The following is an 8,088-nucleotide window of genomic DNA, read 5'->3' as shown; positions in this document are numbered from 1 at the left end:
CGCTCGGCGGTGCCGGAGCTCCTCCGCAGGGCTTAGCCGGGTCCGACGGGCGAGACGGTGGTGGCGGTACCGGAGGAATCCTGTTCGGCATTCCCGGAATACCGGGCTAGCCTTCGGCCCGGTTCTCAGCCGGCTTCTCCAGGTCCTTCTTGATCGCGGCGATCGCGTCCACCGGGGTCAGATTCTGGCCCTGACTGTTCTGCCCGAGCTGGGGCCAGCCCGCGCCGTCGGGCCCGCGTAACTGGTCCCAGATGTCGCGCACCTTGTTGAGCAGTTCGGTCTGTTCGTCGTCGGAAAGAGCCATCAGCCATCCTTCGTTCGTGGTGATGCCGCACGCGGCGGCGAATTGTTGCGGAGTGAGTCCATCGGCGGAGTTCATGTCGCAACGGCCGAACGGCGGCGCGCCCTGCGGAAGATTCGGGCTGTAGCCGTTGCCGTCGGTGTACTGGTGCGCGACCTGCCCGGGCAGATTGGGATTCGATCCGTATCCTGCCGCGACCACCCGAAGCCCGGCTGGACGCACCCGCCACATATTGAAGAAGTCATAAGCGTTGGCATATCCGATGATTCGGGCCGCCGAGCCCGCGTAGTCAGCCAGATTCCAGTAAAGGGCATTGATCCAGCTCGACCCGTCACCGGGCGGGTTGCCCCCGGACTCGACGTCGAGCATCAGGGCAACCCGTGGGTGCAGGCCGCCTTCCGCGTCGATCATCGCGCGCACGGTGTCGGCGTTGGCCAGCCAATTGGGGCGGACGTAGGTGTAGACGATGCCGAATGTCAGGCGGCCACTGTCGATTGCGCCGCGCATCCAGGCGTAGTTGCGGGCGAAATTATGATCCCGGTAGGTGCCGTCGCTCACGCGAATCGATAGCACCGGGTACGGATATGAGTCATTAACCGGCACTTGGTATTCCGAGACGTCGGCGAACAAGGTATCAGTCACCGTGCCGTTATCCCCCTCTGCAGCAACCCTTTACGGTTGCCCATGCTACAGACGCCGACCGTCAGACCCGGCCGGTATCGTCGCCGTTATGGCTGATCGCCCTGCCACGGTCCGCGACGTGCATCGGATCGCCGCGTCCATGCCGCACGTCAAGCGTCTGGAGGGGCCGAAGGGCAACCCGATCTACCAGGTGGGCGGGAAGTCGTTCGTGTTCTTCCGCACTCCCCAGCCCGATTGCGCCGATCCCGACAGCGGAGAGCGATGGGCGGACGTGATCATGCTGTGGGTGGAGTCGGAGAGCGACAAGCTCGCCCTGATCCAGGACCCTGAATCGCCCTTCTTCAGTTCTTCCCATTTCGACGGGCACCCCTCGGTGCTGGTGCGGTCGAGCCGGTTGGCCGAGATCAGCCTGACAGAGTTGACCGAGCTGATTCAGGACGCCTGGTTGTCGCGCGCTTCGAATAGGCGGGCCGCTTCCTGGCTCGCCGCGCAAGGCGCGCAAGCCTGAATCTGCGGCAGTCCTTCCGCCATTTTCATGTTTAGGCACGAGTACAACGGGCAACGCTGCACGGACGGGAATTGTTTCGGGCAACAATGGAGGTCCCTATGTATCGCGGTCGCGGAATTCTCGGGGCAATTGTTCTGGTCTGGCTGCTCATCGGAGTCCTCGCAGCCTGGCAGCGAGACTACTTCAAGGGCGAGGAAACCAGTTGTGCCTCACTGGGAACCGTTGCAGTGACGGTCATAGCGGGCCCACTGAATTACATGGGCGTAAATCCGAAAGTGAAAGATTGCCACGCGCCCAAGTTGCCGCAGCCCAGTGCAATGCAATCAATCAGTTATGTCCCTGCTAGGTAAAGGAAAGATCCCATGATTGTCGTCGGCGCCCTGTTGCTGATCCTAGGTTTCGTCTTCGGCGTGCATTTGTTGACAGTGCTTGGAGTGGTCCTGCTCGTTGTCGGTGCGGTCATGTGGGCCATGGGCTCCGTCGGCCGTCCCGTCGCCGGCAGGCGAAACTGGTACTGACCCAACGGCACACCGGGAAGGTCCCGTGACCGCAACTGCGGCCACGGGATTCTTTCGTTACACAGCCGGCGCATAGGGATGCCATAGCCTCGGCCCAGTCGGGTGCGGATACTGGAACTCGTGGCGGCTCCCCGAACAGAGCGCGTGGTCATGTGCCGCGCCGACGGTCAACCGGTCACCGTGCTGGTGGTGGATGACGAACCGGTCTTGGCCGAGATGGTGTCGATGGCCCTGCGGTATGAGGGATGGAACATCGTCACGGCCGGCGACGGCTCTTCGGCCATCTCCGCCGCCCGTGCTGACCGCCCAGACGTTGTCGTCCTCGACGTCATGTTGCCGGACATGAGCGGCCTGGACGTGTTGCACCGGTTGCGCCAGGAGAATCCCGGGCTGCCGGTGCTGCTGCTGACGGCCAAGGACGCGGTGGAAGACCGGATCGCCGGATTGACCGCCGGCGGAGACGATTACGTCACCAAGCCGTTCAGCATCGAAGAAGTGGTCCTGCGGTTGCGCGCATTGCTGCGACGCACCGGCGTCACCACCGTCGACAGCGGCGCCCAGCTGGTCGTCGGTGACCTGGTCCTCGACGAGGACAGCCATGAGGTGACCCGGGCCGGTGAACCGATTTCGTTGACTTCCACCGAGTTCGAACTGCTGCGGTTCATGATGCGCAACGCCAAGCGGGTGCTGAGCAAGGCGCAGATTCTGGACCGCGTATGGAGCTATGACTTCGGCGGCCGGTCCAACATCGTCGAGCTCTACATCTCATACCTGCGCAAGAAGATCGACAACGGTCGCGAACCCATGATCCACACGCTGCGCGGCGCAGGGTATGTCCTCAAGCCGGCGCGCTAGGAGCCCGCGGGTCTGGTCGCTGCGTCGGCGCCTCATCGTCGGGCAGGTCACGATTCTCGCCGTCGTGTGCCTCGGCATCACCGCCGCAACAGAACTCGCGTTGCGCCACCATTTGCTCGCGCAGTTGGACAGCCAGCTCAGCGGTACCTCGTACCGATCCTCGTTGCTGTATCCCGAATCGCCCCGGCACCACGAGCCGCGCGTCCCCAAGACCGGTCCGGGCCCCAGGTTCCTGGACGCTCCGGGTCAGCCCGCCGGCATGGTCGCCGCGGTCGTCAGTGACGGCGTGACGCTGGACGCGGGTTATCTGACCAGTAGCGGCACCCGGGCGGCTTTGACGCCGACCGCCCAGCATCAGCTGGAGCAGATCGCCGGCAGCCGCTCGCCGGTGACGTTGAATCTCGACGGTCTCGGCCGCTACCGGGTGGTGGCCGCGCCGAGCCGCAACCGGGCCGACGTGATCGTGACCGGCTTGTCGATGTCCAACATCGACGCCACCGGGTTTCGGATGCTCGTCATCTTCGGCATCGTCACCCTGATCGCCATGGCCGCCGCGACCGCCGCGGGTGTGGTGACGATCCGGCGGGCACTGGCACCGTTGCAGCGGGTTTCCCAGACCGCGACCAAAGTGGCAGACCTGCCGCTGGATCGCGGCGAGGTGGAGCTGCCGGTACGGGTGCCCGAAGCCGATGCGAACCCCTCTACCGAAGTGGGGCAACTCGGTTCGGCGCTCAACCGGATGCTGGATCACATCTCCGCCGCGCTGTCGACCCGGCAGGCCAGCGAGACGCGGGTGCGCCAGTTCGTCGCTGACGCCAGCCACGAACTGCGCACACCATTGGCGGCGATCCGCGGCTACACCGAACTCGCTCAACGCATGGGTGACGATCGGGAAGCCGTCGCGCACGCCATGAGCCGGGTCGCGTCCGAGACCGACCGGATCACGCGTCTGGTCGAAGACCTGCTGCTGCTGGCCCGGCTGGACTCCGGCCGGCCGCTGGAGCGTGAGCCGGTCGACCTGTCCCGATTGGCGGTGGACGCCGTCAGCGACGCTCACATCGCCGGGGCCGAACATCAGTGGGAACTCGATCTGCCGCCCGAACCGGTGATGGCGACCGGCGACGAGGCGCGGCTGCGTCAGGTAATGGCCAATTTGCTGGCCAATGCCCGCATTCACACCGCGCCGGGCACCGTGGTCACCACCCGGCTGAGCACCGAGCCGACGCACACGCTGCTGCAGGTGATCGATAACGGCCCGGGGATTCCGGCGGCGCAGCAGTCAGAGGTGTTCGAGCGCTTCGCGCGCGGGGACAGCTCACGCTCGCGCAAGGGCGGCAGTACGGGACTGGGTTTGGCGATCGTGTCGGCCGTGGTCAAAGCACACGGGGGGATCATTACGGTGAACAGCCGACCCGGCCATACCGAGTTCGCGGTGCGGTTGCCGGTCAATGGTCGGCAACCGCCCGCGTCATCACATTAGGAGCAGGTGACGTCGATTTCGAAGGGCTTGTTCACCGGCGACATCGGGTTGGCCATGTCAACCCCGGTGGCCGTACCGGTGATCTTGTAGGCGTTGCCGTTCTTGGTCGCCTCGGCCTTGCCCTGTCCGGTGCCTGAGGTGTACGCGAGGGTGACGCCGTTGACGTTGCCGAGTCCGACGGACTTCACCTCGGGCGGGTTGGCGTCGGTCAGCACCGCGGCGATGCCGGTCGCCTGGCCGCCGATCGCGATGTTGACGTTGCCGGCCGCCGTCGTGCACACAGTCGTGCCGGTTACGTGCTGGTCCTGCCCGTCGATGATCACCTTCGTCCCGGAGGCCCCGCCGCCTCCGCTTGACGTCGCGCTCGAGGAACCGCTGCTGGTGTTCGACTTGTTGTCCGAACATCCGGAAAGACCCGCGACCAGAATGGCCGCCCCGGCCACAGCGACCGTCAGTCCACGCTTCACCTGTGCTCCTTTGCCGTTGTAGCGGTCCAGCGTCATTGCGGACCGCCCCGGCAGTATGCGACTTCACTGGTTGGAATGGCTAGGGTCCAAGGACAATTAATTTGCACGCGAGTTGTGGCTCGGGACGGCCCGATTAATGGCAAGGTAGTGCCGGTGGATCACAAGCCTCCTACCGCGACAATTGAGTCGGCACATAGCCGGCATGCGCTACCGTTCGATGACACAAGGGATTTCGACGACGCCGATCGCGGCTTTATCGCCGCGCTGACGCCGTGCGTCATCAAGGCGGCCGACGGCCGCGTGGTGTGGGACAACGACGTGTACTCGTTCCTGAGCGGATCCGCACCCACGTCGGTGCACCCCAGCCTCTGGCGGCAGTCGACGCTGGCCGCCAAGCAGGGCCTGTACGAGGTGGTGCCGGGGATCTATCAGGTTCGGGGATTCGACCTCTCCAACATCAGTTTCATCGAGGGCGACACCGGAGTCATCGTGATCGACCCGCTGGTCTCCACCGAGGTGGCCGCGGCCGCGCTGGAGCTGTACCGCGCCCACCGCGGCGGTGAGCGGCCGGTCGTCGCGGTGATCTACACCCATAGCCACGTCGACCACTTCGGCGGTGTGCTCGGGGTGACATCGCAGGCCGACGTGGATGCCGGCAAGGTGGCGGTGCTGGCGCCCGAGGGCTTCACCACACACGCCGTGCAGGAGAACGTCTATGCCGGACCGGCGATGACACGCCGCGCGACCTACATGTACGGCACGCTGCTGGATCGGGGACCGTCCGGGCAGGTGGGCTGCGGTCTGGGGCAGACGCCGTCCACCGGCGAGGTCGGGCTGATCGTCCCGACCATCGATATCAAGAAGACCGGGGAGACGCACACCGTCGACGGTGTGCAGATCGAGTTCCAGATGGCGCCAGGCACCGAGGCCCCCGCTGAAATGCATTTCTATTTCCCGCAATTCCGCGCATTGTGCATGGCCGAGAACGCGACCCACAACCTGCACAACCTGTTGACGCTGCGCGGCGCACTGGTGCGTGACCCGCATGCCTGGTCGGGGTATCTCACGGAGGCGATCGACACCTTCGCCGACCGCGCCGACGTGGTTTTCGCATCCCACCACTGGCCCACCTGGGGACACGACCACATCGTCGAATTCCTCTCGCTGCAGCGCGACTTGTACGCGTACCTGCACGACCAGACGCTGCGGCTGCTCAACCAGGGCTTCACCGGTGTGGAGATCGCTGAGATGTTCCAGATGCCACCGGCATTGGACCAGGCCTGGCATGCCCGCGGTTACTACGGTTCGGTCAGCCATAACGTCAAGGCCGTCTACCAGCGATACATGGGCTGGTTCGACGGCAACCCGGGCCGGCTGTGGCCGCACCCGCCCGAGGCACTGGGCCCGCGGTACGTTGAGGCTCTCGGCGGCATCGATAGAGTCGTCGAGCTGGCCCGCGCTGCCTTCGATTCCGGCGATTTCCGTTGGGCGGCAACACTGTTAGATCACGCGATGTTCACCGACGAACATCACGGTCCGGCCCGCGAGCTGTATGCGGACACCCTCGAGCAGTTGGGCTACGGCGCCGAGAACGCGACCTGGCGCAACTTTTTCATGAGCGGGGCCACCGAGTTGCGCGTCGGCAACTTCGGGACGGCCACCCAGGCGACCTCGCTGAGCCTGCTGTCGCAATTGACGCCGGAACAGATCTTCGACGGACTCGCGATCCGGGTGAACGGTCCGCGCAGCTGGAATCTGGACATCGCGATCGACATCACTTTTGCCGACCTGGACGCCAACTACCGGCTGGCGTTGCGCAACGGTGTGCTGGTGCAGCGCCGGGTCCCCGCCGACCCCGGCACCGCGGCGGTTACGGTCAAGCTGGACACCAAGTTCCGGCTTCTCGGGGTGGCGATGGGCGACTTCACCTCACCTGGTCTTGAGGTGTCCGGAGACCAGGGTGCACTGCAGTCGCTGCTGGCGGTGCTCGATCAACCCGACCCCAACTTCAACATCGTGGTCCCCTAGTTGGGCCGAGCAGACACAAAATCGCGTGGAGCTAGCGCTCCAACCGCGATTTTGTGTCTGCTCGCGGGGGTTGCGCTGACCTTCAGGCGACGTCGATGATGACCTTGCCCAGCACTTTGCGGTCGGCGACAAAGCGCAGTGCCGCCGCGGTTTCCGCCAACGGGAACCGCGCGCCGATGTAGGGGCGGATCTTGCCGTCGGCGAACATCTGCGAGAGCTCGGCGATATCGCGGGCGCACTCGTCGGGATAGTCGTCGGCGAAGGTGCGAATCTCCATGCCGCGAACCGTGATGTCTTTGAGCATCACCAGATTCAGCGGAATGGCCGGGATGGAGCCGGCCGCGTAGCCGAGCGTGACGAACATGCCGCCGCGGGCCAGGCCGCGCAGCGCGGGCTCCGCATACGATCCACCCACCGGGTCCAGCACCGCGCGGGCGCTGTCGCCGGTCAGCTCGCGGATGCGCAGCTTCAGGTCCTCGTTGTCGTAATCGACGGTCGCCTCCGCGCCACGCTCCCGGCACAGGTCCAGCTTTTTCGGGCTCGACGCCGCCGCCAGTACCCGCGCGCCCATCGCAACGGCCAGGTCGACCGCGGCCAGGCCGACTCCGCCCGCCGCCCCCAGCACCACCACCCACTCACCCGGCGCGACGCGGGCGACCGAGCGCAACGCGTGATAAGCCGTGCGGTAGGTCACGCCGAATGCGGCGGCGGAGGCGAAGTCGACGCCGTCGGGAACCGGCGCGGCAGTCGCCGCATCCAGCACCGCCAACTCCGCGAACGCCCCGAACGTCGCGCCGAACACCCGCTGGCCCAACTTCGTGGTCACTCCGGTGCCGACGGCCACCACCTCGCCGGCGATCTCGTTGCCGGGGATGAACGGCGGCGGGATCTTGATCTGGTACTTGCCTGCGATGAACAGCACGTCCGGGAAATTCACGGCAGCGGCATGCACCCGCACCAGCAACTGCCCGGGCGCCGGCTGCGGGTCGGCAACCTCGGCCAGCGCCAGCTCCTCCGGGGGGCCGTAAGCATTGCAGAGGATGGCGCGCATCAACGGACTCCCAGCCCGAGCAGGCAGAACTTCACCAGGTGCTCGATGTCTTCCGGGCCCGGCCGGTCAGCCGACCCCACATACCGCCGCATCATGGCGACGGTGCCACCGTAAACCCCCTCGTATCGGCGTCGTCGAGCCGTTCCAAGAATTCTCCAAGACGGCTGCTGCATGCTTTTCGCTGTAGTCAGATGACACACATGTTGATACGGCTGTATCACTTCGAGAAGGGTAATAG

General features: G+C 65.5%; 9 protein-coding genes and 1 pseudogene. 6 read left to right on the top strand and 4 right to left on the bottom strand.

The genetic code is table 11. From position 1 onward, the window contains the following. Positions 1-106: 106 nt before the first annotated feature. Positions 107-943, bottom strand: a complete 837-nt coding sequence (locus tag AO501_RS27925) for a hypothetical protein (protein ID WP_055580815.1) — start codon at positions 941-943, stop codon at positions 107-109. An 88-nt stretch (positions 944-1,031) separates the two neighbouring features. Between AO501_RS27925 and AO501_RS27920 the strand changes: the two genes are divergently transcribed. The 5 genes from AO501_RS27920 (at position 1,032) to AO501_RS27910 (ending at position 4,304) form a co-directional block, all read left to right on the top strand. Further along, positions 1,032-1,451 (top strand): MmcQ/YjbR family DNA-binding protein, encoded by a 420-nt coding sequence (locus AO501_RS27920; protein ID WP_055580814.1) that lies wholly within the window; start codon positions 1,032-1,034, stop codon positions 1,449-1,451. A gap of 86 nt (positions 1,452-1,537) precedes the next feature. Beyond that, positions 1,538-1,801: a hypothetical protein gene (locus AO501_RS36385; RefSeq protein ID WP_082658886.1), complete on the top strand. Its 264-nt coding sequence runs from the start codon at positions 1,538-1,540 to the stop codon at positions 1,799-1,801. Positions 1,802-1,813: 12 nt separating this feature from the next. Further along, on the top strand, positions 1,814-1,969 hold the full coding sequence (locus AO501_RS38480; protein WP_167544975.1) for a DUF6131 family protein: 156 nt from the start codon (positions 1,814-1,816) through the stop codon (positions 1,967-1,969). 150 nt (positions 1,970-2,119) lie between these two features. After that, positions 2,120-2,824, top strand: a complete 705-nt coding sequence (gene tcrX / locus AO501_RS27915; protein WP_055580821.1) for a two-component system response regulator TcrX — start codon at positions 2,120-2,122, stop codon at positions 2,822-2,824. Next, on the top strand, positions 2,802-4,304 hold the full coding sequence (locus AO501_RS27910) for a sensor histidine kinase (protein ID WP_055580813.1): 1,503 nt from the start codon (positions 2,802-2,804) through the stop codon (positions 4,302-4,304). Before tcrX ends, AO501_RS27910 begins: the two co-directional genes overlap by 23 nt. Here the strand turns inward: AO501_RS27910 and AO501_RS27905 are convergent. Beyond that, the gene (locus AO501_RS27905; protein ID WP_055580820.1) at positions 4,301-4,771 is read right to left on the bottom strand and encodes a lipoprotein LpqH; all 471 of its coding nucleotides are present in this window, start codon (positions 4,769-4,771) and stop codon (positions 4,301-4,303) included. The two genes, AO501_RS27910 and AO501_RS27905, sit on opposite strands and share 4 nt — an antisense overlap. A gap of 147 nt (positions 4,772-4,918) precedes the next feature. On the opposite strand from AO501_RS27905, the gene AO501_RS27900 reads away from it, so the two are divergent. Next, positions 4,919-6,799, top strand: coding sequence for an alkyl/aryl-sulfatase (locus AO501_RS27900; RefSeq protein WP_197419963.1), 1,881 nt, complete (start codon positions 4,919-4,921; stop codon positions 6,797-6,799). 82 nt (positions 6,800-6,881) lie between these two features. On the opposite strand, the gene AO501_RS27895 is transcribed toward AO501_RS27900, so the two are convergent. Beyond that, positions 6,882-7,850 carry an NADPH:quinone oxidoreductase family protein gene (locus AO501_RS27895; protein WP_055580812.1) on the bottom strand — a complete coding sequence of 323 codons (969 nt, stop codon included), beginning with the start codon at positions 7,848-7,850 and terminating at the stop codon, positions 6,882-6,884. Continuing rightward, a pseudogene (locus AO501_RS36380) lies at positions 7,850-7,975 on the bottom strand (TetR/AcrR family transcriptional regulator); the annotation flags it as partial. The pseudogene AO501_RS36380 and the gene AO501_RS27895, both read right to left, overlap by 1 nt. Positions 7,976-8,088: the final 113 nt, after the last annotated feature.

Source organism: Mycobacterium gordonae, assembly GCF_001417955.2.
GTDB classification, from domain to species: Bacteria; Actinomycetota; Actinomycetes; order Mycobacteriales; family Mycobacteriaceae; genus Mycobacterium; species Mycobacterium gordonae_B.
Note: the sequence above shows the minus strand (reverse complement) of the source record. Positions and strands in the feature narration are given on the sequence as shown.

Coding starts and splice junctions, on each gene's coding strand:
- AO501_RS27920 (WP_055580814.1), top strand. CDS start 1,032: ATGGCTGATCGCCCTGCCACGGTCCGCGACGTGCATCGGATCGCCGCG.
- AO501_RS36385 (WP_082658886.1), top strand. CDS start 1,538: ATGGAGGTCCCTATGTATCGCGGTCGCGGAATTCTCGGGGCAATTGTT.
- AO501_RS38480 (WP_167544975.1), top strand. CDS start 1,814: ATGATTGTCGTCGGCGCCCTGTTGCTGATCCTAGGTTTCGTCTTCGGC.
- tcrX (WP_055580821.1), top strand. CDS start 2,120: ATGTGCCGCGCCGACGGTCAACCGGTCACCGTGCTGGTGGTGGATGAC.
- AO501_RS27910 (WP_055580813.1), top strand. CDS start 2,802: ATGTCCTCAAGCCGGCGCGCTAGGAGCCCGCGGGTCTGGTCGCTGCGT.
- AO501_RS27895 (WP_055580812.1), bottom strand. CDS start 7,850: ATGCGCGCCATCCTCTGCAATGCTTACGGCCCCCCGGAGGAGCTGGCG.